Genomic DNA, 25,907 nt, shown 5'->3' with positions numbered 1-25,907 from the left:
AGACTTTCGACATGCGTCTCGGTCGAATTGCAAGTCCTGATGGTGTGGCATTCGTGAGTATCGAAGGTGAGGGGGATGCCCGGACGGCGAAGGAAATTGCCGAACATCCTTTCGGCACACCGACGTTCACCGGTCGATCGTGGCCACTGGCCGACGTTCGGCTGCTCGCGCCGATCCTCGCCAGCAAGGTCATCGCCATCGGTAAGAACTACGCCGCGCACGTGGCCGAGATGGGCGGTGAGGCACCGAAGGATCCCGTCATCTTCATCAAGCCGAACACCTCCATCGTCGGGCCCGGTGCGTCCATCGTGCTGCCGCCGTCGTCGAACGAGGTGCACTACGAGGGTGAACTGGCCATCGTGATCGGTCGTCCGTGCAAGGACGTGCCTGCCTCGAAGGCATACGACGTGGTGCTCGGATACACCGTCGCCAACGACGTCTCGGCACGCGACCACCAGAAGCACGACGGGCAATGGACCCGGGCGAAAGGGCACGACACGTTCTGCCCCCTCGGGCCGTGGATCGAGACGTCCCTCGACCCTTCCGATCTCGAGATCAAGACCGAGGTCGACGGCGTCGTCAAGCAGCAGAGCCGCACTTCGCTTCTGCTGCACGATATTCCGAAGATCATCGAATGGGTGTCCGCGGTGATGACGCTGCTCCCCGGAGACGTCATTCTCACCGGAACTCCGGAAGGAGTCGGACCCATGACCGACGGAGACAGTGTGTCGATCACCGTCGAGGGAATCGGAACCTTGACCAACCCAGTCGCAGCGAAGAAGTAGGACAACGATGACCACAGCAACAGATGTGCGCGTTCGGTTCTGCCCGTCGCCCACTGGTACCCCGCACGTCGGTCTGGTCCGAACCGCGCTGTTCAACTGGGCTTTCGCTCGCCACCACGGCGGAAAATTCGTCTTCCGTATCGAGGACACCGACGCCGCACGCGACTCCGAGGAGTCCTACGCCGCCCTGCTCGACGCACTGCGCTGGCTCGGACTCGAATGGGACGAGGGCCCCGAGGTGGGTGGCCCGTACGAGCCATACCGCCAGTCGTTGCGTCGCGAACAGCACACGGCCGTCGTTCGGCAGCTGCTCGACGCAGGCGAGGCCTACGAATCGTTCTCCACGCCGGAGGAGGTCGAAGCTCGGCACAAGGCTGCCGGACGCGACCCCAAGCTCGGCTACGACAACTTCGACCGCGATCTGACCCCGGAGCAGCGGCAGGGTTTCCTCGACGAGGGGCGCGGAGCCGTCGTTCGGTTGCGTATGCCCGATCACGATCTGGCGTGGAACGACCTCGTACGCGGGGAGACCACGTTCAAGGCGGGGACGGTTCCCGACTTCGCGTTGACCCGCGGCAACGGAGTTCCGTTGTACACGTTGGTCAATCCGGTCGACGACGCCCTGATGAAGATCACCCACGTTCTGCGCGGCGAGGATCTGCTGTCGTCGACGCCCCGTCAGCTGGCCCTCTACGAGGCGTTGATCCGGATAGGCGTGGCCGATCGAACCCCCGAGTTCGGTCATCTGCCCTTCGTGATGGGCCAGGGCAACAAGAAGCTGTCCAAGCGCGATCCCGAAGCAGACCTCTTCATCCACCGCGATCGGGGATTCATTCCGGAGGGGCTGCTGAACTACCTTGCTCTTCTCGGATGGGGCATCTCGGACGATCACGATGTCTTCTCGCTCGACGACATGGTCGCGGCGTTCGAGATCTCTTCGGTCAATTCCAATCCCGCGCGCTTCGACCAGAAGAAGGCCGACGCCATCAACGCCGAGCACATCCGGTTGCTTGCGGCCGACGATTTCGCGGCACGACTACGGGAATACCTGGTTGCGCGAGGACATCTCAGCGAGCCGATCGACGAGGCGACATTCGCCGTCGCAGCCGATCTGGTGCAGACCCGCATCGTCGTCCTGTCGGACGCCTGGGGACTGCTGAAGTTCCTGTTCGTCGACGAGGCAGACTTCGAGATCGACCCCGCGGCCGCGGCCAAGAACCTCGGTGCCGATGCCGCACCCGTTCTCGATGCCGCCATCGAGGCGTTGACGGCGTTGCAGACGTGGACCACGGCGGACCTGGAGGCGACTCTGAAGGATGCGTTGATCGAGAAGCTGGAGTTGAAGCCGCGCAAGGCTTTTGCCCCGGTGCGAGTGGGAGTGACCGGATCGCACATCAGCCCGCCGTTGTACGAGTCGATGGAGCTGCTCGGCCGCGAGAAGACCCTCGCTCGGCTGGCAGCGGCACGCGCGCAGACGGTGTGACGGCGTGACGGCGCACTGCTGCCGACGCAGACAGGTCGTCCAGGAACACCGCGAATGAGCGTCGCCGACCGACTGGATCGGCTTCAGCGCAGGCGTCCGGTCCTCGGCTTTCCCATAGCGGTGGTCTACAAGTTCGTCGACGATCAGGGTGGATACCTGGCTGCTCTGATCACGTACTACGCGTTCGTCTCGCTCTTTCCTGCGCTGCTGCTCTTCTCCGTGATTCTGGGCATCGTGTTGATGGGCAATCCGGAGCTGCAACAACAGATCCTGAACTCGGCTCTCGGTCAGATCCCGGCGATCGGGGACGAACTGGGGCGTCCCGAACGTATCGGTGGCGGCACGGTGGGTCTGACGGTGGGTATCCTCGGGTCGCTGTACGGCGGGCTCGGTGTGTCGGTTGCGCTGCAGAACGCGATGAACACCGCTTGGGCCGTGCCGAAGAACATACGGCCCGATCCCATTCGGGCCCGGGTGCGTGGATTGGGTTTGCTGAGCACAGTCGGTCTGGCTGTCCTGGGGATCACGGCAGTCAATGTGCTCAGTGCCGCGGGCTATTTCGGCCCGGAATCCGGCCTGGTGGTGTTCGTGATGGGCACCCTGCTCTACGTCGGAGTGTTCATCGTTGCGTTCAGGCTCGCGACAGTGCGTCCGGTGTCGATCGGACAGGTGTGGCCGGGTGCCGTCGCGGCCGGCCTGACGTGGCAGCTGTTGCAGACCTTCGGCAGTGTCTACGTGAAGTACGTAGCCGGGAGTGCGTCCGTGACGAACGGTGTCTTTGCAGTCGTGCTCGGGCTGTTGGCCTTTCTGTACGTGACCTCGATATCGATCGTGATCTGCATCGAGATCAACGTGGTTCGTGTCGACAGGCTGTTCCCGCGCGCTCTGCTGGGTCCGTTCACCGACGACGTCGAACTGACCGAAGGTGACAAACTCACCTACACCGGGCAGGCAGAAGCGCAGCGCAGTACTGCGTTCGAGGAAATCGATGTGACGTTCGAGGATCCACCGAGCGCTCAGTCGGACTCCGACTCGGCAGCCGGGGCACCGTAGAAGCGGTCGATCCTGGTCTCCATCGGAAAGCGCACCGCCGTGTCACCGAACATCAGGCGCGTAGCCGAGTCCGCCGCCGCCGCAACGGCCTCGGATACCCACGGTGCGTCGTCGAGTGGACAATGCACCACCACTTCGTCGTGTTGAAAGAACACCAACTCGCTTCTGCTCGACCACAACCGTCCGCGTAGATCTGCCAACAGACACAGAGCCCATTCGGCTGCGGTCGCCTGCACCACGAAATTGCGGGTGAATCGGCCACGGGCATGGGCGTCACCGGTGGACCACCACTGCGGCGTAGGGGGAGGGCAGGCTCGGCCCAGCCATGACCGGACCACCTCGCCGCGCTCACCGGCCCGCGCTGCCTCTTCCACGACCGCCACCGCATCGGGAAATCTCGCGCGTAGGCGAGTCAGCAACGAACGAGCCTCGCCCGACGTCGCGCCGTACAGCACTCCGAGAACAGCGACCTTGGCGTGCGCACGATCACCGTCGAACGACTCGGCCGCGACGGGGGCGTAGAGATCCGCTGTGCCCGCAGCGGCGACCATGCGTGGGTCACCCGACATCGCGGCGAGAATGCGGGGTTCCAACTGGCCGGCGTCGGCCGCAACGAAGGTGTGCCCGGGGTTGGCGATCACGCTGGCGCGCAGCGGTTTCGGGATCTGCAACCCCCCACCGCCGCGGCTCGCCCAGCGGCCGGAGACGACGGCCCCGGGGACGTAGACCGGCCGAAAACGATCCTCGCGAACCCACGCGTCCAGCCATGCCCACCCGTTGGTGCTGTGTAGTTTCGACAGATCTCGGTGGCGAAGCAGCAGCGGCACCGCAGGATGGTCGATGTCTCGAATCATGTGTGCACGAGTGGATGTGAGCTCGATCCCGGCGCGCGCGAAAGCGGCGACCACCTCCGCGGGTGAGCCAGGGTTCACGCGGCGCCCGAACGCCGACGAGATCTCGTTCTCGAGCTTCACCAATGCAGGGGGAGTCGAACCGTCGACCGGCCTCGCACCGAGCGTCGCGTCGAGGTGCCGCCGATGCGCGGCGGCCGAGAACGGCAATCCGTCGAACGTCATCTCCGCCGCGGCCAGACTTCCGGCCGATTCGGCGGCCGCCAACAGCTGCAGCGCCCGATCGTCACCGATCTCCTCGCTCTGACGGCGATAGTCGGCGAGCACTGCCACGGGATCGGCCTGCGGGTCGGCGTCGAACAATCCGGGTCGAAGGTCTGCGGGTGTCGACGGCACCGTAGTGCGCCCCGTTCGCATCGCGAGAATGGCATCGACGAGGGCGAGATCATGGCAGCGCCGCACCCGCACCCCACCGTCGAGCAGTCGCGGGTAGATGCGGCTCGTGTCCTCCCACACCCAACGGGGAGCGTGCTCTCGCTCGATGGCGGCCACGGAGCCCACCAGATCGTCGGTGACCTCTTCGGCAGGGGAACTGCCGCCGGACGGGGAGCCGTCCTCGTCGAGGCGGATCAGCACCGCACGGTTGCCCTGGGGAACGAGCAGCACCTTCATCGGCGTCTGCGAACTTCGAGAACGCTCACGAAACTGAAGTCTGCTTCATGCTCGGCGGCGGACGGTGCGCGGGTTCTGCGTTCACGCGGTGGTGTTCGAGCCGGTATCGCGGGCAGTCGAGGGCGGTTACCAGGGCTCTGAGCAGCCGATTTGGAGAATGGGTAGTGACCTTTGATAGTCTCTATCCCGGCTCGAAACGCAGTGCACATCGATCGGATGCGCATTTCGATTCAAGTCCATTGGGGTATGGTGTAATTGGCAACACAGCGGTTTCTGGTACCGCCATTCTAGGTTCGAGTCCTGGTACCCCAGCGAGCAGGTGAGCGGCGATTTTGCCGCCGATGCCGAGGCAGTTAAGCTACCTCAGCATCACGTGTTCGATACAGCGTCAACAATGCAGGTGAAGTTCCTGGCCCCGTCGTCTAGCGGCCTAGGACGCCGCCCTCTCAAGGCGGTAGCGCGGGTTCGAATCCCGTCGGGGCTACGAAGACAGCACCCCCTCGATCTCCGGATCGAGGGGGTGCTGTCGTTTCGGTGTGGCCGTCGTTTCGGCTCTGCGGTGGTCTCGCTTCGCGTCAGACGCTCTTGCGACGGAACATCTTCTGGTGATCGGCCGGACCGTGGACGTTGTTCACCTTGGGGCCACCGTCCTTGTGATCGACGGAATTGTGCGATTTGCTGTTCTTCTGTTCGAGAACCTCGCGGAACTTCTTCTTCAATTCTTCGCTGCCGGATTCTGACATGGGGCACTCCTCGCAGTCGGCGACCGGCCGGGTGGGCCGTTCGAGACGAACGTACTCCACTTCCGCGGCCTCTTCAGCCGGTTTTTTCGTGCTGCAGTCGATCGGCCTCGGTGCGGCGCTCAGAGGCGCTTGTGCAGCGCGTCGGCTGCGGCGAGCAGGTCTGCTGCCCAGCGTGCGCCCGGCTTGCGTCCGATGCGGTCGATCGGGCCGGACACCGAGATCGCGGCCACCACAGTGTCGTTGCTGTCGCGCACCGGCGCGGCGACGCTGGCGACGCCCGGCTCACGTTCACCTGCGCTCTGTGCCCACCCTCGCCTGCGGATCTCCAGCAGGACCCGTTCGCCGAATTCGGCGTCCGGCAGCACTGTGCGTTGGGTCTGCGAATCTGCCCACGCAAGAAGCACTTTGGCACCGGAGCCGGCTGTCATGGGTAGCCGGGCACCGACGAGCACGGTATCTCGGAGACCGGTCGGGGGCTCCATGGATGCGACACAGACGCGTACGGTCCCCTCGCGGCGGTAGATCTGCACGCTCTCGCCGGTGATTTCGCGAAGCCGAGGCAGTACCGATGCGGCGGCCTCGAGTAACGCGTCAGACGCGCTGGCCGCCAGTTCCCCGAGTGCCGGACCGGTGCGCCACAGGCCGTCGGCATCGCGAACGAGAAGTCTGTGGGACTCGAGGCCGACAGCGAGGCGGTGGGCGGTGGCGCGGGGCAGGCCGGTTCGAGCGCACAGGTCGCCCAGATTGCATGGCTTCTCGGCCACCGCGTGCAGCACTGCCATCGCCTTGTCGAGTACGCCGATGCCACTCGATTTGTCGACGAGGCCGCCCAGGCTATGCTGTCTCATAGAACGATATTAGCCTCCCGAATGCTGAGATTGCACAACTGCGAGAAGTCCAGCGTGCCGCGGGGGATGATGGCGAGACGATCACGCGAGGTGGACCAGCCCGTCCGCCGGCGCGACGACAGGGAAGACGAGGTCTGCGACAGCGATGTCCGAAACGACGAAATCCGATGCGTCCGTAGCGCAAGCGCCGAAGACGCTGGCGGAGAAGGTATGGGACCAACATGTGGTCGTCCCCGGTGGGGGAGAAGGCGGTGCACGTGAGCCGGATCTGATCTACATCGATCTGCACCTCGTGCACGAGGTCACCAGCCCGCAGGCATTCGATGGTCTGCGGTTGGCCGGCCGCGAGCTTCGACGCCCGGACCTGACGATCGCAACGGAGGACCACAACGTCCCGACGGCCGACATCTTCGCGCCCATCGCCGATCTCGTCTCACGCACCCAGGTCGACACCCTTCGCCGCAACTGCGAGGAGTTCGGAGTTCGGTTGTACCCGATGGGAGATCTCGATCAGGGCATCGTCCACATCATCGGCCCGCAGCTCGGTCTGACCCAGCCGGGTATGACGATCGTGTGCGGAGACAGTCACACCTCGACGCACGGCGCATTCGGTTCGATCGCAATGGGAATCGGCACCAGCGAGGTCGAGCATGTGATGGCGACCCAGACTCTGTCTCTGCGACCGTTCAAGACCATGGCCATCACCGTCGACGGAGAATTGGCTCCGGGCGTGACGAGCAAGGATCTGATTCTCGCGGTGATCGCCAAGATCAGCACCGGAGGCGGTCAGGGATACGTGCTCGAGTATCGCGGTGAGGCCATCCGCAAGTTGTCGATGGAAGCCCGAATGACCATCTGCAACATGTCGATCGAGGCCGGGGCGCGCGCGGGCATGATCGCACCCGACGAGATCACGTACGAATATTTGAAGGGACGGCCACACGCGCCCCAGGGGGCGGAGTGGGATGCTGCGGTGGCCGCGTGGAACGAACTGGCGACCGACGCGGATGCGGTGTTCGACAACGAGGTACACATCGATGCGAGCACCCTGACGCCGTTCGTCACCTGGGGGACGAACCCGGGTCAAGGTGCCCCGTTGGGGGACACCGTGCCCGATCCGGAGGCCATGCTGGACGAGGGCGAGCGTGTGTCGGCCCAGAAGGCCTTGCAGTACATGGGTCTCGAAGCAGGGACACCGATCCGCGAGATTTCCGTCGACACCGTGTTCGTGGGCTCCTGCACCAACGGCCGCATCGAGGATCTGCGCGCAGTGGCGTCCGTCCTCGAGGGGCGTCGCGTCGCAGACGGCGTGCGAATGCTGGTGGTACCCGGGTCGATGCGGGTGCGCGCGCAGGCCGAAGAGGAAGGGCTCGGTGAGATCTTCACCGCAGCAGGGGCCGAGTGGCGGCAGGCCGGCTGCTCGATGTGTCTGGGGATGAACCCCGATCAGCTCACTTCGGGAGAACGTTCGGCGTCTACGTCAAACCGCAATTTCGAGGGACGTCAGGGCAAGGGCGGTCGCACTCACCTCGTGTCGCCTTTGGTCGCGGCGGCCACTGCAGTTCGCGGAACCCTGTCCTCTCCGGCGGATCTCGCGTAGCAGCGAGTCCCCCGCCCGGATCGATCGAACTCACAGGAGAAATTTCGATGGAAGCTTTCACTCGACACAAAGGCATCGGCGTTCCGCTCCGGCGGTCCAATGTCGACACGGATCAGATCATTCCGGCGGTCTATCTCAAACGAGTGACCCGCACCGGATTCGAGGACGGGTTGTTCGCCGGTTGGCGATCCGATCCGAACTTCATCTTGAACCTCGAGCCCTACGACCGTGGATCGGTTCTCGTTGCCGGGCCGGACTTCGGCACGGGATCGTCACGCGAGCACGCTGTCTGGGCGCTGTCGGACTTCGGTTTCAGGGTCGTCATCGCATCCAGATTTGCCGATATCTTCCGCGGAAACATGGGCAAAGCCGGCTTGGTGGCGGCCGAGGTCGAGCAATCGGACGTCGAATTGCTGTGGAAAGCCTTAGAAGAACAGCCCGGTCTGGAGATAATCGTCGACCTCGTCGACAAGACCGTCACGGCTGGAACCTTGGTGGTGCGCTTCGCGATTGACGACTACACGAGGTGGCGTCTGCTGGAAGGTCTGGACGACATCGGATTGACATTACGCCAGGTAGAGGCCATTACGGAGTACGAAAAGTCAAGGCCTTCATACAAACCCCTGACGCTTCCGGCGCGGATCGAGACGCCCTCCGAAAGCTGACCGGGTGGGGGTCCGACACGCTTTGCGGCCGTGAAGCATTCCGCGACGCCGGAATGAAAATTGGCGTGGCGCATAGACTCTTGACGACTTGGGGTTTACCGTTGTAGTAGTCGGTCCGACGATGGGCCACAATATAGCGGAGGAAATCCATGAACAAGGCAGAGCTGATCGACGCCCTGACCGAGAAGTTGGGGTCTGACAGGCGGAGCGCCACAGAGGCTGTCGAGAACATCGTCGACACCATCGTGCGCGCAGTGCACCGCGGCGAGAGCGTCACGATCACGGGCTTCGGCGTGTTCGAACAGCGTCGTCGCGCAGCGCGTGTCGCCCGCAACCCCCGCACCGGTGAGACCGTTCGCGTGAAGCCGACCAATGTTCCGGCATTCCGTCCGGGTGCTCAGTTCAAGGCTGTCATCGCCGGCGGACAGAAGCTGCCCGCCAGCGGTCCTGCCGTGAAGCGCGGTTCGGCTGCGGCTCCGGCCAAGAAGACTGCCGCTGCGAAGAAGACGGCTGCCAAGAAGGCGGCCGTGAAGTCGACTGCCCGTAAGGCAACCACCGCAGCTGCCAAGAAGGCTGCTCCGGCCAAGACGGCTGCCAAGAAGGCTGCACCGGCCAAGACCGCCGCCAAGAAGGCGGCACCGGCCAAGACCACCGCGCGCAAGACCACCGCGGCAGCTGCCAAGAAGGCTCCGGCCAAGACGACAGCGCGCAAGGCTGCAACGACTGCTGCCCCGGCCAAGAAGGCTCCGGCGAAAACGGCAGCGAAGAAGACCGTCGCCAAGAAGGCCCCGGCCAAGAAGGCTCCCGCGAAGAAGGCTCCGGCAAAGCGCGCAGCCAAGAAGTAGAGCCTGCCTGCTCCCACCGCTTCGACACAGCGGTGAATACGGCAGTGCGGCTGTGAAGTCGTCAGAATGGCCCCCGACTCGAGAATCGAGTCGGGGGCCATTCTGCGGTTCGTGCCTGCGCGTTCAGCCGTCCGCAGTGAGGGTGGGTAGGGGACTGGCGATGTGGTCGGCCGACACGAGCCTGCCGTCGTGACGCGAGAGCACCCACACGCTTCCCTTGCGATTTCTGTTGGCAGGCAACGTGATTCCGTCCTTGTCTGCCCACCAGCGCATCAGGTCCGGGATCACCTTGCCTTGGCTGCAGACCACCGGGGTGCCGGGTAGTTCGGCGATCTCTCGTGCGCGATGACGGCCTTTGCGTGGGTCATCGGCGTACCCCTCCTCGGACAACAGATGCTCGGGAAGGATGTCCACTCCCAACGATTCTGCGAAGGGGGCGACCGTCTGGACGCATCGCGCGCGGTCGGCTGCGTACACAGCATCACCGCCGAAGGCGCGGAGCAACGCGACCAACGATTCGGCCTGCCGTCGTCCGGTCTTGTCGAGAGGGCGATCGACGTCGTTGCCCTTGAACCTCGACCGCGATCCCGCGCTGCCGTGCCGAACCAACAGCACGGTCGAGGTGTCGGCGGGCTTGGCCACGAACCGACGAAGGATCTTGTGGTCCATGGGATACGAGAGTTCGCGACCGACGGCCTCCGGTGCGATCCAACGCAGTTCGTCCACCTCGGCATTGGGGACGAACTCGCCGCCGGTGACCTCGGCCGCCCAGTACAGGACTTTCTTGACCCGTCGGTGCCCAGGGATCGGATACGTCACGTAGGACAGTGACCGTCCGAGTCGAGATTCGAATCCGGTCTCTTCCTTGACCTCTCGGACCGCGGCGTCGACGGCTGTTTCACCGGGATCGAGCTTCCCCTTGGGGAACGACCAGTCGTCGTACTTCGGCCGGTGGACCAATGCGACCTCGACGGCCGAGTCGGCGCTCGGTGAACGTCGCCACAAGATCGAGCCCGCCGCAAAGATATTGGCGCGGGGAGAGCCGTCGGAAGCGCCCATCAAGACGCCTGATTCCTCCGACTGCGCATCAGGTCCACCTGATGCTCACGAACCTTTTCACCCCGAGCCGGAGACGCGACCCAGCCGCCGTCCGGTCCCAACTCCCAGCACCGCGTGGTGGGATCGAGCGCCGAATCGAAGATGTCGCCCAGTTGATTCGCCAGTCGCGGATCCTTGACCTGCGCCATCACCTCGACTCGACGATCGAGGTTGCGGTGCATCATGTCTGCGCTACCGATCCAGAATTCGTCGGCACCCTGGAAGTGCAGAACTCGGGAGTGCTCCAGGAATCGGCCGAGGATGGAACGAACCTCGATGTTCTCCGACAGACCGGGAACTCCTGGCTTGAGTGCGCAGATTCCGCGCACCACCACCTTCACCGGAACTCCTGCCATCGACGCTCGGTAGAGCGCGTCGATGACCTGCTCGTCGACCAAGGCGTTGGCCTTGAGGCGAATTCCGGCCGCACGGCCGTCCTTGAGGTGTTCGACCTCGGCCTCGATGCGCTCGACGATCCCGCGGCGCACTCCGTACGGAGCAACGAGAAGGTTGCGGTACTTGGACTTTCGCGAGTATCCGGTGAGCGAGTTGAACAGATCGGTGAGGTCGGCCCCGATCTCGGGCGATGACGTCAGCAGGCCTACATCCTCGTAGATTCGCGCTGTCTTGGGGTTGTAGTTGCCGGTACCGATGTGGCAGTACCGACGGATGACGGACCCCTCTCTGCGTACGACCAGGCAGGTCTTGCAGTGCGTCTTGAGGCCGACGAGGCCGTACACCACGTGCACCCCCGCCTTTTCGAGCTTGCGTGCCCACTCGATGTTGGCCTGTTCGTCGAATCGCGCCTTGATCTCGACCAGTGCAACGACCTGCTTGCCCGCTCCGGCAGCATCGACGAGCGCGTTGACGATCGGGGAATCACCCGAGGTTCGATAGAGCGTCTGCTTGATGGCGAGTACTTGCGGGTCGGCCGCTGCTTGCTCGATGAAGCGTTGCACGCTGGTGGAGAAGGAATCGTACGGATGATGTACCAGGACGTCGCCGTCGCGCAGGGTGGAGAAGACGCTCTTGGGGGTCTCGCGCTCACCGAAGGCCGCGTGAGTCGCCGGGACGAAGGGGGCATCCTTGAGGTTGGGGCGGTCGACACCGTAGACCTGCCACAGGCACGACAGGTCGAGCAGTCCGGGAACCTGAATGACGTCTCCTGGATCGACATCGAGTTCACGAAGCAGCAATTCGAGCATGTGCTCGGTCATGTCGTCGGCGATCTCGAGGCGGACGGGCGATCCGAATCGCCTGCGCGCGAGCTCGCGCTCCAGGGCCTGCAGAAGGTCCTCGTCGCGGTCTTCCTCGACCTCGAAATCGGCGTTGCGCGTGATGCGGAACGCGTGAGACTCGACGACCTCCATGCCGGGGAAGAGCACGTCGAGGTGCGCCGAGATCAATTCCTCCATCGAGAGGAAGGCGTCGATGCGGTGATTGCCCTCGCCGCGCTTGACCCGCACGAAGCGATCGACGTTGTCGGGAACCTTCACGCGGGCGAAGTGCTCGCCCGTTGTGGAGTAATCCTTCACCGTCACAGCGAGATTGAGGCTCAAGCCACTGATGTACGGAAAAGGGTGAGCCGGGTCGACGGCCAGCGGCGTCAGAACCGGAAAGACCTGCTCGGTGAAATACTCCGAAAGCCGCGTGCGCTCGTCGCTGTCCAAGTCGGACCACCGGATGATCGCGATGCCCTCGGCGGTGAGCTCGGGCAGGATCGAATCCAACAGCACTCGCGCATGTTTGAGCGCGAGCTCCTGGGTGCGTTGACCGATCACCGCAAGCTGCTCACGAGGGGTCATCCCGTCGGCTGACCGAACCGACAGGCCGGTTTCGTCGCGGCGTTTGAGGCCGGCAACCCGAACCATGTAGAACTCGTCGAGATTGGACGCGTAGATGGCGAGAAACTTCGCGCGCTCGAGCAGGGGCAGCGACGAGTCCTGGGCGAGCGCGAGGACACGCGAGTTGAAATCGAGCCAGCTCAATTCTCGGTTGAGATAGCGATTTTCGGGGAGAACAGTGGCGGCATCGACGGACTCCGGTGTGGCAGCCGGTAGCGCCTGGGGGATGTCGGGCATCGTCGACGCGATCGGAGCGCTCCACGCCGTCTCCGAACCGGTGCCCTTTCCGGTCTCGATCGGCGGATCTTCCATCGCTGGCTGCGCGTCTTCTTTGCTCACCGCACGATCATCCCCCATACCCGGCGTCGGTGAAACTCCGATGGCCGAACTCGGTGCCGTATTCACCGGCACGCGCCGTTGTCCGCCCTCCTCACGCAGTCGTCGCGGACGCTTCTCCACTCCACCCGAGCGAGTGCAGCACGGCCGAGGTGGCCGGTCCGACTCCCAGACGGTGTGCTCGCCTGACGTCGTCGGCGGTGTCCACGTCCAGTCGAAGGCCCGGCCATGAGCCGTCGAGTTCCTGTGCGCCCGAATCGGTGTGACGCCGCGCGGAGTGTCCGCCGAACAGTGGAGCCAGTTCCTCGGGGGAGTCCTTGAGGATCAGTGCCGCGGTCCCCGTTCCGTGATGGTCGACCACCAGCGACCTGCCCCCACGACGGGCAGCGGTGTAGGCCTGGGCGAGCTCGGCCGAACGCATCGCCGGAAGGTCGGCTTGCAACGCGATGATGTCGACGTGTTCTGCAGTGACGCTCGCACCCCTGCGGATGTCCCCGATGCCGTGACCGTGACGCAGTACCTGCGCCGCGGCCGTGAATGCGTGGTTGAGGCGTTCGTCCGGTCCCTGAGTGAGATCGCCGGTCGGTTCGTCGAACACCCGCGCGCCGATGTCGCGCGCGGTCCGTGCGACGAGAGGATCGGGGGTGACCACCGTGACCGATTCCACCACCGACACCGCCTTCGCCGCCGTCACGGTGTCGCTGAGCATCGCGAGCACCAATCGTGACCGATCGAGTGTCGAGAACTCCGCCGCCAGGCGCGACTTCGCAGCGGTGAGATCCTTCACCGCGATCAGAACCCTGACGACGCGGCGGGCGGGGTCGGGCGACGCGGCCACTGCGTCGCCGCCGTCACTTCGTGATGCACCCATGGCGCTCGATCCTGCCAGCGTCACCGATCTGTGCCGACTCCGACCGCCCGAGCAGGTCTGCGAGTTAGGGTGATGCGCGCGTGGACAGGGTATCGGCGAAGTAGCGAGGGGTTGGCGGCAATGAGCAGAGCAGCGGTACTGGGGTCGGGCTCGTGGGGAACCGCATTCGCCAAGGTGTTGGCCGATGCCGGCACCGACGTCACCATGTGGGCCCGCCGCGAGGAACTCGCTGCATCCATCACCGACCACCACGAGAACAGGGACTACCTGCCTGGAATCGAGCTGCCGTCGGCGATCCGCGCGACGAGTGATCCCGTTCGTGCACTCGAGGGGGCCGACATCGTGGTGTTGGCCGTGCCGTCGCAGAGTCTGCGGGCCAACCTGGAGGCGTGGACCGAGTCGATTCCGCCGCACGCGACACTGCTCTCCCTGGCGAAGGGAATCGAGACGGGAACGCTCATGCGAATGAGCCAGGTGATCGCGCAGGTCACCGGAGCCGATCCCAGCCGGGTCGCGTGTCTGTCCGGACCCAACCTGGCTCGTCCGATAGCCGAGGGCCAGCCGGCCGCCACCGTCATCGCGTGTTCCGATTCCCAACGAGCCCTCGAGATTCAGAAGTCCTGTGCCACCGGCTATTTCAGGCCGTACACGAATTCCGACGTCATCGGTGCCGAGATCGGTGGTGCCTGCAAGAACGTGATCGCCCTCGCATGCGGAATGGCCAGCGGCGTCGGATACGGCGAGAACACCCTCGCGTCGATCATGACCAGGGGCCTGGCCGAGATCATCCGCCTCGGAGTAGCACTCGGTGCCACGCCGTCGACGCTGTCCGGTTTGGCCGGCGTAGGCGACCTGGTTGCCACCTGCTCGTCACCCCTCTCACGTAATCGCACGTTCGGAGAACGACTGGGTTCGGGTGGCTCCCTCGAGAGTGCGCAGGAAGCAGCGCACGGGCAGGTCGCCGAGGGCGTCAAATCCTGTACGTCGGTGCGTGCGCTCGCCGAGAGCTACGACGTCGAGATGCCGCTGACCGATGCCGTGCACCGCGTGTGCCACGGCGGCATGTCCGTTCCGGAGGCGGTCGGTCACCTCCTGGGAAGACGTATCAAGCCCGAGTGATCCAGTGTTCGCGGTCTCGTGACCAACAGGGCGAATCCGCGTTCGGCCGGTCGCGACGGTACGGTTTCTCATCGTGAGTACTCCCCGCATCAAAGTTGCCGTCGTCTTCGGTGGCCGCAGCAGCGAGCACGCTGTGTCCTGTGTATCGGCAGGTAGCGTGCTGCAGAACCTGGATCCGGCCACGTACGAGGTGGTTCCCGTGGGGATCACCCCGGAGGGGAAATGGGTACTGGGCTCCTCCGACATCGATGCGCTGAGCATTCACGACCGGGTACTGCCGACCGTGGACAAGACCGGAGCAGCGCTTGCGCTCAGTACGGACCCGGGCCACGCAGGCGCGCTGCTCGCCCTCGGCGAGGGGGAAGGCGGGACGGTGCTCGCATCCGTCGACGTCGTGTTCCCGGTTCTGCACGGACCGTACGGCGAGGACGGCACCCTGCAGGGCCTGCTCGAGTTGGCCGGCGTTCCGTATGTCGGGCCGGGTGTGTTGGCCAGTGCCGCGGGGATGGACAAGGAATTCACCAAGAAGCTGCTCGGTGCGGAGGGACTGCCGATCGGTCGTCAGGTCGTACTGCGGCGCGCAGTCGACGACCTGACGGCCGCCGAGCGTGACCGAATCGGCCTGCCCGCCTTCGTCAAACCGGCCCGTGGCGGATCGTCCATAGGAATCTCGCGCATCACCGCATGGGACCAACTCCCGACCGCGATCGCCGCGGCGCGCGAACACGACCCCAAGGTGATCGTCGAAGGAATGATCCACGGCCGCGAGGTCGAGTGCGGGGTACTCGAGTTCCCCGACGGCACGGTGCGGGCGAGCGCCATCGCCGAGATCCGAATTCCCGACGCGGACATCGACGATCATGCTTTCTACGACTTCGACACCAAGTACCTCGACGATGTCAGCGAGTTCGACATCCCGGCGGCCCTCGACGACGCAACGAGCGACCGGATTCGTGAACTCGCCGTCGCTGCCTTCCGGGCGCTGGACTGCCAAGGACTGGCGCGAGTGGACTTCTTCGTCACCGAGAACGGTCCGGTCATCAACGAGATCAACACGATGCCCGGGTTCACCTCGATCTCGATGTACCCCAAGATGTGGGCCGAATCCGGCGTCGACTACCCGACGCTCATCGCCACCTTGATCGACACCGCCCTCGCCCGCGGTACCGGTTTGCGTTAGAGCTGTTGCGGCTCAGCGCTCACTGCAGCGGTGCCGGGTCGAGAGGTTGTTGGGGCAGTGCGTCCGACACGGCCGAGGACGCGTCCTGCAACGGGGTGGGGCCCGAGTCGCCCGGAATGGTCAACGCGACGTAGATACCGCGATCGACGACGAACCATGTGCTGGCGTCGATCCCGTCGTCTTCCCCGGACACCTCGAACCACTGAACGCCGTTGATCACCTGCAAGGGTGCAGCCACGTCGAACCCGATCGGCCGGGGCAGGCCGCAGCGCAGCACGACCGGTTCGGCGTTCTCCTCGGCCGAGACCCACGCGAGGACTCCGACCGGGGCCGGGTCGGCCAACTCGGCTCTCGTGTAGTCGCCGAGGTTCTCGGGCAAGGCGTCGAGCAGTGTCGTGCACTGCTCACTCGCGGCTTCGGGGGAATCGACCGGGCCCAGAGCGACCGGATCCTGGACGGGTGACCGGTTGACCGCGATGGCAGCAACCAGAACTCCGACGACCAGCGCGACGGGTAACGCGATAGCGGTGGCGATGACTGCAGGATGGCGCTGTTCGCGAGTGCCCTCGGTCTCGGCCGGGCTGTCTTCGGTGCCGGCGTCGTTGCCGGTGTCGGGTGAATTCACGATCTATCCGATGGACGTCGTCGACTGCGGGGCCACGGGGCAGGTGAGGGTGCGAGTGATGGCATCGACTTTCTGGATGCGGGAGACGATCTCGGCGATCTCGGCGTCGGAGGCACCGTCGGTGCGCGCGATCACGTCGTAGGGCCCGACCACTGCCTCCGCCGACACGACGCCGTCTACGGCCTCGATCTGCTGTGCGACGGCCGTCGCACGGCCGACCTCGGTCTGAACGAGAACGAATGCTTGCACCATCGGTGGTCCCTTTCCCCTGCCGGACTTCTCGACTGTAGGTTGAGTCGACTACGTTCTCTTCGCACGTAACCTGCTGCATCGGTACTGTCCCGACCGCCGCTAAAAGGTACCGCAGGCGCGGCGCGTGCTCCGCGTGAGACCGTCGCGCACGTACTGCGTTCTCAGGGAGGAACATCATCGACGACACCGTCATCGACTCGGACACCGGCAGCGAGCGCACCGTAGCTCAGGTCGGCGAATTCGACGTGATCGCCCGCGCCATCGCAGACCGTGTGCAACCACCGTCGACCATCGTCGGGCCGGGCGACGACGCGGCCGTCGTCGCTGCGTCCGACGGCCGGATCGCGGCGTCGACCGACATGTTGGTACACGGCAGGCACTTTCGGCTCGACTGGTCGAGTCCGATACAGATCGGGCGCAAGGCGATAGCGCAGAACGGCGCGGACATCGCCGCAATGGGCGCGCAGTGCTCGGGCTTTCTCGTCTCGCTCGGATGCCCGGCCGACACACCGGTGAGTGTGACCGACGGACTCAACGAGGGCATGTGGCTCGAAGCAGTTGCTGCGGGATCGGCCATCGTCGGCGGCGATGTGGTGCAATCGCCGGAACTGGTGATCTCGATCACTGCGCTCGGCGATCTTCAGGGCCGGGCCCCGGTTCTTCGATCGGGAGCGCGGGCCGGTGATGTGATCGCGTACGCGGGACGGCTCGGCTGGTCGGCGGCAGGACTGGCCCTACTGCTCGGGGACGGGGACAGAACCGGCCACGACGCCGTGGTGGACGCGCACCGAGTGCCCGTCCCTCCGTATCGCGCCGGGATCGATGCCGCCGAGGCGGGTGCGACCAGTCTGACCGACGTGTCCGACGGGCTGTTGGCCGATCTCGGCCACATCGCAGAGGCGTCCGGCGTTCGGCTGGATGTCGATCCGGCCCTGGTGACGGTTGGTCGTGAAGTGCAGTCGGCGGCAACGCAGGTGGGGCACGATCCGCTGGATTGGGTACTCACCGGCGGTGAGGATCATGCCCTCGTCGGCACCTTCCCCGATGCTGCCGCCGTTCCGCAGGGCTGGACGGTGATCGGTCGGGTCGAGCACCAGGACGGTGAGCAGGCGGGGCGAGTGACGGTCGGTGGACGCGTCCACGCAGGTCGGTCGGGATGGTCGAGTTTCGAGAGCGAGTGAACACGGTCGGGTCGATCGTGTCGGCTAAGTTGCAGAGATGGCTATCTATGCACTCGGTGATCGAGAACCCGACATCCACCCCGACGCCTACGTTCATCCCGACGCGGTCGTCATCGGGGCGGTGACCTTGGCAGCCGGATCGTCGGTGTGGCCCACGGCAGTTCTGCGAGCCGACTACGGCACCATCTCGGTCGGCGAGGGCACCAACGTGCAGGACGGAACTGTGGTGCACTGCACCCCGATAGACGCAACGGTCATCGGTTCCGGGTGCGTACTCGGCCACAACGCGCATGTCGAGGGCGCGACCATCGGCGACAACTGCCTCATCGCGTCGGGCTCGGTCGTGCTGAACGGCTCGAAGATCGGGGCGGGCTCGATCGTCGGTGCAGGCGCTGTCGTGCCGTTCAAGTTCGTTGTGCCGGAACGCTCCATGGCGCTCGGCGTACCCGCGAAGATTCGCGAGGGCTACCAGGTTCCGGAAGGACACGTCGACATCAACGTGCAGATGTACTCGGCCAACGCCGCGTACTACCGCGATGCGCTGCGTCGGATCGACCGGTGACGCCCCGGCCACTCGCCGAGAGTGTCGAGTCGGGATGGGCGCGGGCTCTGGCTCCGGTCGAGCCGAATGTTGCTGCGATGGGCGACTTTCTGCGAGCCGAACTCGCCGCCGGACGGCACTACCTACCTGCGGGCGAGGACGTACTGCGGGCGTTTCGCTACCCCTTCGACCGGGTTCGGGTGCTCATCGTCGGTCAGGACCCGTATCCGACGCCGGGACATGCAGTGGGGCTGAGCTTTTCCGTAGCACCGGATGTGCGGCCGGTACCGCGAAGTCTGAACAACATCTTCAAGGAGTACTCGGACGATCTGGGTCTACCCACGCCGAGCAACGGTGACCTCACACCATGGGCGGACCGAGGTGTGATGTTGCTCAACAGGGTGCTCAGCGTCGAGCCAGGGCAGGCGGCGTCGCACCGGAAGAAGGGATGGGAAGCGGTCACAGAGCAGGCAATTCGAGCACTCGTTGCCCGTGCCGAGAATCCCGACGCGACCGGGCTGGTCGCGATCCTCTGGGGACGTGACGCCGCGACTCTGAAGCCCATGCTCGGATCGGTTCCGTACATCGAGTCCGCGCACCCGTCACCGCTGTCCGCATCACGCGGGTTCTTCGGCTCCAAGCCCTTCAGTCGTGTGAACGAGTTGTTGGTCGAGGGCGGTGACGAGCCGATCGATTGGACGCTGCCGTGATCGATCGCTGCCGTGATCGGATCAGGAGAAATCGGGACGACGCTTCTCGACGAACGCGTCGACGCCTTCACGTCCGGCCGGTGACGAGGCAGCTTCCGAGATCGATGCGGCCTCGGCATCCAATTGCTGTGTCAGAGTTGCCGATTCGGAGTTCGCAAGCAGCGTCTTGATGCCCCGGTACGCCGATGTCGGCCCGATGGCGAGGGTTCGGGCGAGGCGCTCGGCCTCGCTGTCGACGATGTCGTCGCCCACCAGTCGGCTGAGAATCCCGAGGCGAACCGCTTCCTCTCCGTTGATGATCGAGTCGTTGAGGAGGATGTCCATCGCACGTCCCGAACCGACGATGCGGGGGAGCGTCCACGACATGCCGCCGTCAGGGGTGAAACCGATCGAGGGGTACGCGGGGCGCAGCTTGGTCGACGGCCCGCCGATCGCGATGTCGGTGAGGCAGACCAGGCTCATGCCTGCACCGGCCGCCCACCCGTGCACACCGGCAACGACCGGGACGGTGACCGCGGCCAGCTCGCGGACGAAAGCATGGAACGCGTCGGCAACGGATCCGACGAAAGCGCCGCGGTCGGCGGCTCCGGCGAAATCGCGTACGTTTCCGCCCGCACAGAAGTTGGGTCCGCGGCTGATCAGTAGGACGCTGCCGATCGCGGTGGTGCCGGAATGGACGGACCGAAGTGCGGCCGTTCCCTCCTCGATGCCCTGTAGGTCGAGCGAGGCACCCCCGTCCTCGGTGGCGACGACAATTCTCAGTACACCGTCCTCGATGCTGACCTTGCTGGAAATGTCTGCGTCCGAATAAGTCACGTTCGGGACTCTAACCGACTCTTCCGTTCCGCCGTGGGGCCGCCGTGCTCGGGTACGGATGCGCGAGCCCACTGACAGGACCGCTACCGGGGTCGCAGACGGGGCAGCTGGACGCTGAATACCGTGCTCGAATCCACCCGGTCGACGGTGATGGTGCCGCCGTGCAGGCGCACGTTCTCTACCGCGAGGGACAGTCCGAGGCCGCTGCCCTCGCTGCGGCCACGAGCGGTGTCCACCTTGTAGAACCGACGAAAGATCGCGTGGCTGTCCTCCGGTGATATCCCGGGCCCGTGGTCCACCACCGACACGTCCACCCACTCGGGACGAGCGTGCAGCTCCACGCGTACCGGGGGCTCGCCGTGACGAAGTGCATTACCCACGAGGTTGGCGACCACCACGTCGATGCGTCGCGGATCCACGGTCGCGTCGATACTGTCCGGCCCACGTAGTTCGACGCTCTCTCCCCATCCGCGGCGGGTCAGTGATTGTCGAACGAGTTCGACGAGGTCCACATCGTCGAGAACGAGGCGCGCCTGTAGTGCGTCGTGACGAGACATCTCGATGAGATCCTCGACGAGCCGAGTGAGCTTCCCGATCTCACCGCTGACTATCCGGGCGGCTGCTCCCGCATCGGGCGACAGTTGGGGGATTTCCTCTCGGAGTATCTCACCGACCGGAACGAGTGCTGCCAGTGGAGTTCTCAGCTCGTGGGAGACGTCGGCGACGAACCTGCGCGCCTGCTCTTCCGACTCCTCCAACCCGCGAATGACCGTCTCGTTTCTGGCGATCATGGTGTTGAAGGTCGTCGTCAGCTCGGCGAGTTCGGTCACGCCCTCTTCGGAGAGTCGAACACTCAGATCACCATCGGCGGCGCGGGCAGCGGCCTGATCGATGCGTCGCAGTGGACGCACCAGGGTCGAGGCGATCCACATTCCGAGCAGCCCACTGACCAACACTCCGCCCGCCAGGGTAAGGGCCACGGCGCGCAGAAGGTCGTCGAACTTGTCCTGCACGCCCTCGAGCGGCCGAATGGCGACCGCCGTGACCAGGGTTTCGCCGCCGTCCGAGTCGGTCGCCTCGAACACACGGACCGACATGGCCAGCATGATCCGTTCGGAGTCGAGTCGGACGAAACGGATGATTCCGCGACTGCCGACCCCGGCCAGAAAGTCGGGGGAGAGCGTGGTCGGGTCGACGGATCCCCGTCGTACTTCGTCATCGCCGACGAGCAACGTCGTGTCGGACGGAAAGTATTGAATCAGTTCGGATGCTGTCGTTCGGGTCACCTGGGCCCCGTCGGCATCCCGGAGCTCGTCGCGGAACTGCGCCGTCGCCACATCCTGTGCGTTGGAGTAGATCCACGACCGCGCCATGAACGACACCACACCGGCTGTTGCGCCGGCGATGATCACGACGATGGTGATGAACACGAGGACGAGTCGGGTACGCAGGCCGGCGACTCGCAGCCGGGACCGCATCAACGAACCGGACCGGGATCGAATCGATATCCGAACCCGCGCACCGTTTCGATGGTGGCCGGTGCAGCGGGATCGTCCTCGATTTTTCCGCGCAGTCTCTGGATCGCGGCATCGACGATTCGGGAGTCACCGAGGTAGTCCTGATCCCATGCTGCAGACAACAATTGGCCTCGGCTGAGCACGTGACCCACGTTCTCGGTCAGGGCGAGCAGGAGCCGAAGCTCGGTCGGTGTCAGCGTCAGCAGAGCACCGCCTTTCCTCACCTGTAGCGACGAACGGTCGACGGTCACATCGCGATACTGTTCGACGATTGCCGCCGCCGTTGCCGCGGCGGTTGTCGTGTCGGTCGATCGTCTGACCACAGCTTTGATGCGAGCGTCCAGGACTCGTGGGCTTGCGGGTTTGACCACGTAGTCGTCTGCACCGGCTTCCAGACCCGCTACGGTGTCGATGTCATCGGAGCGGGCCGTGAGGATGATGATCGGGATCGAACTCTGCGCGCGGATCCGTCGGCAGATCTCGTAGCCGTCTGCTCCGGGGAGACCGAGGTCGAGCAGGACGATCTCGGCGGAGGTGAGCGCGTTGTCGAGATCACCGTTGCCGTCGGGGCGGTGGTCGACGCGGTGACCGAGTCGGTTCAGCCCCAACGTCATTGCTTCGGCCACCGCTGGATCGTCCTCCACGAAGAGAATGTTCACCATGTCGAAGACCTTGAGTAGTAGGGGCAATCGCGATCGGCCAAGGGTACAGGGCTCACACCTGCGCGAGACGTTCGTTGTCGGGGTCGGCCAGCGTCGAATGTCGGGGGTCGGAGATCCTGATCGGAAATGCTGAGACCGCCAGGGCATAGCATCCGACGAGCAGCAGCGCGCCGAGCGCGTCACTGGGGCGGTGCCATTTCAGGACGACGACCGACACGGCAGTTCCGAGGACGAGCAGTGCTCCGTTGATCGCGACGACGATCCGCCAGCGGCGAGCGGTTGCGAGGTAGACCGCACAGACGACAGCTGTGACGCAGGTGAGGGTGCCGCTGGGAAAGGAATTGTGCTGGACGAGGCCGTCCAGGTTCGGTCGTTCGAGCGAGTACTTGAGAATCCAGGCCGTCGCAATCGGTCCGAGTGTCATGATTCCCACTCGCAGCGAAAGGGCAATCCTGTTGCCGCTGAACATGATCAGACATGCGACGAGAACCGTTCCTGCGGCCGAGACCGGTGCGACGAGGTCGACGAATTCGGCGCAGATCTCGACGAGGTCACCGGACAGTGATTCGGCGCTCACCATCAGTTTCTGATCCACCGTTTGGCCTGTGGTCGTCATTACGCACAGGCAGTAGACGAGAACTCCCAGGTTCAGCAGTGCCAGCGAGGCGACCAGTCGCCTCGGTTCTACCCGTGTCATCGTCAGCCCACCGATCGTTCGGCGGACGGGTCGTCGAGTGGGACCGGGCAGGTACCGCCGGCAGTGGTCGCCATCTCGAAGTGCCACATTTCGTTGGCGTAGGTCTGGCACAGGCCGTAGTCGCTGCCATGTTGGATCATCCAGTCGGCGGCATCCGTCGGTCCGACATCCACCGCTCGTCCGGTGACATGCTTGGAATTGTTGGGGGTCTGCACCCAGCGTCTTGCGTCGTCGGTGCTGCCGTAGCGGGTCACGGCCTCGTCGAACAAGCGTTGCTGGTACGCCGCGGAACGCCATCCGGAGGTGACGTACACATCCACTCCGGACGATCTCGCGTCGGCGGCAGCAGCCTGCAGCGCCATCAGCAGGCCGTGGTCGAGACGGGCCAGTGCGGGAAGATCGGTGTTGTCGAGGCCTATCCGGTCGTCTATCTCACCGCCGGCCGGCCCCGAGTCGGGCTGACTGGCCAGATGGCGCGCGGCAGTCGGCGTGTCGGGCACTGTGTTCGAGCATGCCGTGAGCGTGAGCGCTAGGAGCGCAGTGACGAGGAGTGTGCGTGTGGTCGCCATGCGTTCGAGACTGCTCGGCCGGTGTCACCGGCCGGTGCCCGTGATTCGCCATGTTCGTCACGGTCCCGACCGGTTGTGTAACAGAACAGAACGGATCCGGGAGCACATACAACTGTGCCCCGCCTCCGAGTACGGAGCGGGGCACAGTTCTCGCACGCGGAGACAAGCCGTGGAGGAAATCGAAGAGCGAGGCCGAAATCAGCCCCGGACCACCTTGCCTGCCTTCAAGCAGGAGGTGCACACGTTCATGCGCTTGGAGTTACCAGGCGCAACCTGAGCGTGAACGGTCTGGATATTCGGGTTCCAACGACGGTTGGTCCGTCGGTGCGAGTGCGAGACCGACTTACCGAAGCCGGGCCCCTTGGCGCATACGTCGCAGACGGCAGCCATAGTCGCGAACTCCTTGATAGATGTTGATCGATACATGTGGTCGAAGACATCGAAACGAACTACGAGCAGATGCAAGGATTGCAATGCGTGAAGATCGCCTCGAGGCAACCCTGCAAGAATAGCGGCGTCGCACGCAATCACCAAACTGCCACGACAGACGCTGCGCGACGGCTCACGCACGGCGCGCCACGGATCCTGCGCGACTAAGCTTCTGGCACTGTCCGGGCGCGAGTGCGGACGAGGTACCGGAAGTCACGCGGGGGGAGGCTGCTCGAGGTGGTCGACGTTCTCGATTCGATCGATGCCGGGGCCCTGCGACGGTGGGCTTACCGCTGCGTCGATGCCCTCACCGCTCGATGCGACGAGATCGATGCGCTCAACGTGTTCCCGATCCCGGACTCGGACACCGGCACCAATCTGATGTTCACCCTTCGCGCGGCGGTCGAGTCGATGCGCGCTGCCGGACCGGATGCCGACGCCCGCACGGTGGGGCGGGCACTTGCCGTGGGGGCCGTTGCGGGTGCGCGTGGGAACTCGGGGGTGATCGTGTCCCAGCTGCTGCGTGCCGTCGCCGAGGCCGCGGCGGACGGACCACTGGACACGGTGTCGATCCAGGCGATGCTGCGCCGCGCGAGAGTGCTGGTCGCGGACGCGGTCAGCGTTCCGGTCGAGGGCACGATGCTCACCGTTCTGGCCGCCGCCGATCGTGAGGCCTCGGCTCACGATGCCAACGTCGCCCTCTCCACGTTGGTGGTCGACATAGCCGAGGCCACGGCCCGCGCTGTGGACAGTACGACGGACCAGCTGGTCGACCTCCGTGAGGCGGGCGTGGTCGACGCGGGTGCTCTCGGTCTGTCGGTCATCGTCGATGCGTTGGTGGAGGTGGTGATCGGCCGCACTCCGCCGCGGCGGCGGTACCGACGCCCACGCGAGCCCGAACGGCAGGCAGGCACCTACGTGTCGACTCCGACCTCGGAGTGCGGCGGTGCGCCGGCGACGTCGGGGTATGCGGCGGGACGCCCGCTCGGGTACGAGGTGGTCTACGTCGTGCACGGTCCGAACGACGCGACGGCGGCGGAACTGCGCCGAGCTCTGGCAGACCTCGGAGACTCGGTCGTGGTCGCCGGTGACGGTTCCGGAGCTTGGTCCGCGCACGTGCACACCACCGATCCGGGCGGTGCCGTCGATCGCGGTATCGCTGCCGGAGATGTTCGCGGGGTGCGTATCTCGTGCTTCGGTGCGGTCGAGTTCGCCGAATCGCCGTTCCCCGGCGCTCGCGGCGGAGCAGCAGTGTCGGTGGGTCGCGATATTTTGGCACTGGTTGCCGGTGACGGTGCCGCAGATCTTTACGTTCAGGAAGGCGCAACGGTGGTCCGGTGCGACGAGGCGATCGACTCCTCGGTGCTGCATCGAGCGATCGTCGGGATGAAGCATCGCGAGGTATTGGTGCTGCCGAACGGCGCGTTGTCGGCGCAGGAGCTGGTCGCCGTCGGCGCAGCCGCCCGAGCGGACGGTAAGGACGTGGTGATGTTGCCGTGCTCGGCGATGGTGCAGGGTTTGGCCGCGCTCGCGGTCCATGATGCCGCCAGAGCAGCGGTCGACGATGCGTTCACGATGTCCGAGGCAGCTGCGGGGACGAGGTGGGGTTCTCTTCGGATCGCCCACGAGCGTTCGTTGACGTGGGTCGGCATGTGCGAGCCGGGGGACAGCATCGGGCTGGCGGGGCAGGAAGTGGTGATCGTTGCCGCTCGGCCGCTCGACGCCGGATGTCGGTTGCTGGATCAGCTCCTGGCTACCGGTGGAGAGATGGTGACAGTGCTCGTCGGGGCCCAGGCATCGCAGGACTTCGGTGCCCAGCTGGCGGAGTACGTGACGGGCGCGCATCCCGGTGTCGACGTGGTCGTCTACGCAGGTGGACAGCCGGGAGATCTCGTGCAATTCGGAGTGGAATAGG

26 protein-coding genes and 2 tRNA genes are annotated in these 25,907 nt (G+C 65.0%); 14 read left to right on the top strand and 14 right to left on the bottom strand.

All coding sequences use genetic code 11. The annotated features are described in order from the left end of the window. Window positions 1–11: 11 nt before the first annotated feature. The 3 genes from MTX35_RS02485 to MTX35_RS02475 are packed head-to-tail and all read left to right on the top strand — an operon-like array spanning window position 12 to window position 3,321. Window positions 12–785, top strand: coding sequence for a fumarylacetoacetate hydrolase family protein (locus MTX35_RS02485; protein WP_243593419.1), 774 nt, complete (start codon window positions 12–14; stop codon window positions 783–785). Between the two features lie 7 nt (window positions 786–792). Next, window positions 793–2,268 (top strand): glutamate--tRNA ligase, encoded by a 1,476-nt coding sequence (gltX, locus tag MTX35_RS02480; RefSeq protein ID WP_243593418.1) that lies wholly within the window; start codon window positions 793–795, stop codon window positions 2,266–2,268. Between the two features lie 54 nt (window positions 2,269–2,322). Further along, window positions 2,323–3,321, top strand: a complete 999-nt coding sequence (locus MTX35_RS02475) for a YihY/virulence factor BrkB family protein (RefSeq protein ID WP_243593417.1) — start codon at window positions 2,323–2,325, stop codon at window positions 3,319–3,321. Here the strand turns inward: MTX35_RS02475 and MTX35_RS02470 are convergent. Further along, window positions 3,285–4,844: a bifunctional 3'-5' exonuclease/DNA polymerase gene (locus MTX35_RS02470; RefSeq protein WP_243593416.1), complete on the bottom strand. Its 1,560-nt coding sequence runs from the start codon at window positions 4,842–4,844 to the stop codon at window positions 3,285–3,287. The two genes, MTX35_RS02475 and MTX35_RS02470, sit on opposite strands and share 37 nt — an antisense overlap. 240 nt (window positions 4,845–5,084) lie before the next feature. Here MTX35_RS02470 and MTX35_RS02465 point away from each other — a divergent pair. Further along, a tRNA-Gln gene (locus tag MTX35_RS02465) sits at window positions 5,085–5,156 on the top strand. A gap of 99 nt (window positions 5,157–5,255) precedes the next feature. Beyond that, window positions 5,256–5,328: transfer RNA gene (locus MTX35_RS02460), tRNA-Glu, on the top strand. 91 nt (window positions 5,329–5,419) lie between these two features. On the opposite strand, the gene MTX35_RS02455 is transcribed toward MTX35_RS02460, so the two are convergent. Both MTX35_RS02455 and MTX35_RS02450 read right to left on the bottom strand, forming a co-directional pair. Further along, window positions 5,420–5,587 carry a DUF5302 domain-containing protein gene (locus MTX35_RS02455; RefSeq protein ID WP_157889886.1) on the bottom strand — a complete coding sequence of 56 codons (168 nt, stop codon included), beginning with the start codon at window positions 5,585–5,587 and terminating at the stop codon, window positions 5,420–5,422. A gap of 119 nt (window positions 5,588–5,706) precedes the next feature. Beyond that, window positions 5,707–6,435: an IclR family transcriptional regulator gene (locus tag MTX35_RS02450; protein ID WP_243593415.1), complete on the bottom strand. Its 729-nt coding sequence runs from the start codon at window positions 6,433–6,435 to the stop codon at window positions 5,707–5,709. A gap of 145 nt (window positions 6,436–6,580) precedes the next feature. Between MTX35_RS02450 and leuC the strand changes: the two genes are divergently transcribed. The 3 genes from leuC to MTX35_RS02435 all read left to right on the top strand — a co-directional run bounded on the left by leuC (window position 6,581) and on the right by MTX35_RS02435 (window position 9,545). Beyond that, complete coding sequence (gene leuC, locus MTX35_RS02445) at window positions 6,581–8,035, top strand: 3-isopropylmalate dehydratase large subunit (RefSeq protein WP_243593414.1); 1,455 nt, start codon at window positions 6,581–6,583, stop codon at window positions 8,033–8,035. Window positions 8,036–8,082: 47 nt separating this feature from the next. Beyond that, complete coding sequence (leuD, locus tag MTX35_RS02440) at window positions 8,083–8,700, top strand: 3-isopropylmalate dehydratase small subunit (RefSeq protein ID WP_243593413.1); 618 nt, start codon at window positions 8,083–8,085, stop codon at window positions 8,698–8,700. Between the two features lie 149 nt (window positions 8,701–8,849). Beyond that, window positions 8,850–9,545 (top strand): HU family DNA-binding protein, encoded by a 696-nt coding sequence (locus MTX35_RS02435; RefSeq protein WP_243593412.1) that lies wholly within the window; start codon window positions 8,850–8,852, stop codon window positions 9,543–9,545. 123 nt (window positions 9,546–9,668) lie between these two features. On the opposite strand, the gene MTX35_RS02430 is transcribed toward MTX35_RS02435, so the two are convergent. The 3 genes from MTX35_RS02430 to cofC form a co-directional block, all read right to left on the bottom strand. Next, window positions 9,669–10,604, bottom strand: coding sequence for an NUDIX hydrolase (locus MTX35_RS02430; protein WP_243593411.1), 936 nt, complete (start codon window positions 10,602–10,604; stop codon window positions 9,669–9,671). Then, window positions 10,604–12,724, bottom strand: coding sequence for an RNA degradosome polyphosphate kinase (locus MTX35_RS02425; protein ID WP_243593629.1), 2,121 nt, complete (start codon window positions 12,722–12,724; stop codon window positions 10,604–10,606). Before MTX35_RS02425 ends, MTX35_RS02430 begins: the two co-directional genes overlap by 1 nt. Before the next feature lie 193 nt (window positions 12,725–12,917). Continuing rightward, on the bottom strand, window positions 12,918–13,694 hold the full coding sequence (cofC, locus tag MTX35_RS02420) for a 2-phospho-L-lactate guanylyltransferase (RefSeq protein WP_243593410.1): 777 nt from the start codon (window positions 13,692–13,694) through the stop codon (window positions 12,918–12,920). A 120-nt stretch (window positions 13,695–13,814) separates the two neighbouring features. On the opposite strand from cofC, the gene MTX35_RS02415 reads away from it, so the two are divergent. Both MTX35_RS02415 and MTX35_RS02410 read left to right on the top strand, forming a co-directional pair. Beyond that, window positions 13,815–14,813 carry an NAD(P)H-dependent glycerol-3-phosphate dehydrogenase gene (locus MTX35_RS02415; protein WP_243593409.1) on the top strand — a complete coding sequence of 333 codons (999 nt, stop codon included), beginning with the start codon at window positions 13,815–13,817 and terminating at the stop codon, window positions 14,811–14,813. Between the two features lie 73 nt (window positions 14,814–14,886). Continuing rightward, window positions 14,887–15,993, top strand: coding sequence for a D-alanine--D-alanine ligase family protein (locus MTX35_RS02410; RefSeq protein ID WP_243593408.1), 1,107 nt, complete (start codon window positions 14,887–14,889; stop codon window positions 15,991–15,993). A 19-nt stretch (window positions 15,994–16,012) separates the two neighbouring features. Here the strand turns inward: MTX35_RS02410 and MTX35_RS02405 are convergent, their stop codons facing one another. Beyond that, window positions 16,013–16,618 carry a DUF3515 domain-containing protein gene (locus tag MTX35_RS02405; protein ID WP_243593407.1) on the bottom strand — a complete coding sequence of 202 codons (606 nt, stop codon included), beginning with the start codon at window positions 16,616–16,618 and terminating at the stop codon, window positions 16,013–16,015. Window positions 16,619–16,621: 3 nt separating this feature from the next. Further along, window positions 16,622–16,870: an Lrp/AsnC ligand binding domain-containing protein gene (locus MTX35_RS02400; protein ID WP_243593406.1), complete on the bottom strand. Its 249-nt coding sequence runs from the start codon at window positions 16,868–16,870 to the stop codon at window positions 16,622–16,624. 245 nt (window positions 16,871–17,115) lie between these two features. Between MTX35_RS02400 and MTX35_RS02395 the strand changes: the two genes are divergently transcribed. From MTX35_RS02395 to MTX35_RS02385, 3 genes are read left to right on the top strand one after another with little or no spacing between them, the layout of a single operon-like run. After that, complete coding sequence (locus MTX35_RS02395) at window positions 17,116–18,051, top strand: thiamine-phosphate kinase (protein WP_374230216.1); 936 nt, start codon at window positions 17,116–17,118, stop codon at window positions 18,049–18,051. Between the two features lie 37 nt (window positions 18,052–18,088). Further along, window positions 18,089–18,613: a gamma carbonic anhydrase family protein gene (locus MTX35_RS02390; RefSeq protein WP_243593405.1), complete on the top strand. Its 525-nt coding sequence runs from the start codon at window positions 18,089–18,091 to the stop codon at window positions 18,611–18,613. Then, the gene (locus tag MTX35_RS02385) at window positions 18,610–19,302 is read left to right on the top strand and encodes a uracil-DNA glycosylase (RefSeq protein WP_243593404.1); all 693 of its coding nucleotides are present in this window, start codon (window positions 18,610–18,612) and stop codon (window positions 19,300–19,302) included. Before MTX35_RS02390 ends, MTX35_RS02385 begins: the two co-directional genes overlap by 4 nt. Before the next feature lie 21 nt (window positions 19,303–19,323). Here MTX35_RS02385 and MTX35_RS02380 read toward each other — a convergent pair whose 3' ends face one another. The 6 genes from MTX35_RS02380 to rpmB form a co-directional block, all read right to left on the bottom strand. Continuing rightward, a complete protein-coding gene (locus tag MTX35_RS02380; protein ID WP_243593403.1) occupies window positions 19,324–20,118 on the bottom strand; it encodes an enoyl-CoA hydratase/isomerase family protein in 795 nt (264 codons plus the stop codon). Window positions 20,119–20,201: 83 nt separating this feature from the next. Continuing rightward, entirely contained in the window at window positions 20,202–21,596 is a 1,395-nt protein-coding gene (locus MTX35_RS02375) for a HAMP domain-containing sensor histidine kinase (protein ID WP_243593402.1), read from the bottom strand. Beyond that, window positions 21,596–22,297: a response regulator transcription factor gene (locus tag MTX35_RS02370; protein WP_243593401.1), complete on the bottom strand. Its 702-nt coding sequence runs from the start codon at window positions 22,295–22,297 to the stop codon at window positions 21,596–21,598. The genes MTX35_RS02375 and MTX35_RS02370 overlap by 1 nt, the downstream gene beginning before the upstream one ends. Before the next feature lie 52 nt (window positions 22,298–22,349). Further along, a complete protein-coding gene (locus MTX35_RS02365; RefSeq protein WP_243593400.1) occupies window positions 22,350–22,994 on the bottom strand; it encodes a phosphatase PAP2 family protein in 645 nt (214 codons plus the stop codon). A 2-nt stretch (window positions 22,995–22,996) separates the two neighbouring features. Next, window positions 22,997–23,563 carry a M15 family metallopeptidase gene (locus MTX35_RS02360; protein WP_243593399.1) on the bottom strand — a complete coding sequence of 189 codons (567 nt, stop codon included), beginning with the start codon at window positions 23,561–23,563 and terminating at the stop codon, window positions 22,997–22,999. 198 nt (window positions 23,564–23,761) lie between these two features. Next, complete coding sequence (gene rpmB / locus MTX35_RS02355; RefSeq protein ID WP_008717389.1) at window positions 23,762–23,953, bottom strand: 50S ribosomal protein L28; 192 nt, start codon at window positions 23,951–23,953, stop codon at window positions 23,762–23,764. Window positions 23,954–24,229: 276 nt separating this feature from the next. Between rpmB and MTX35_RS02350 the strand changes: the two genes are divergently transcribed. Further along, window positions 24,230–25,906 carry a DAK2 domain-containing protein gene (locus MTX35_RS02350; protein WP_243593398.1) on the top strand — a complete coding sequence of 559 codons (1,677 nt, stop codon included), beginning with the start codon at window positions 24,230–24,232 and terminating at the stop codon, window positions 25,904–25,906. The last annotated feature ends 1 nt before the right edge of the window (window position 25,907 follow it).

It is taken from the genome of Rhodococcus sp. ARC_M12 (genome assembly GCF_022810385.1).
In the GTDB taxonomy this organism is placed as follows: domain Bacteria; phylum Actinomycetota; class Actinomycetes; order Mycobacteriales; family Mycobacteriaceae; genus Rhodococcoides; species Rhodococcoides navarretei.
The sequence above is the reverse complement of the archived record's forward strand: the minus strand, read 5'-3'. Positions and strand labels throughout refer to the sequence as shown.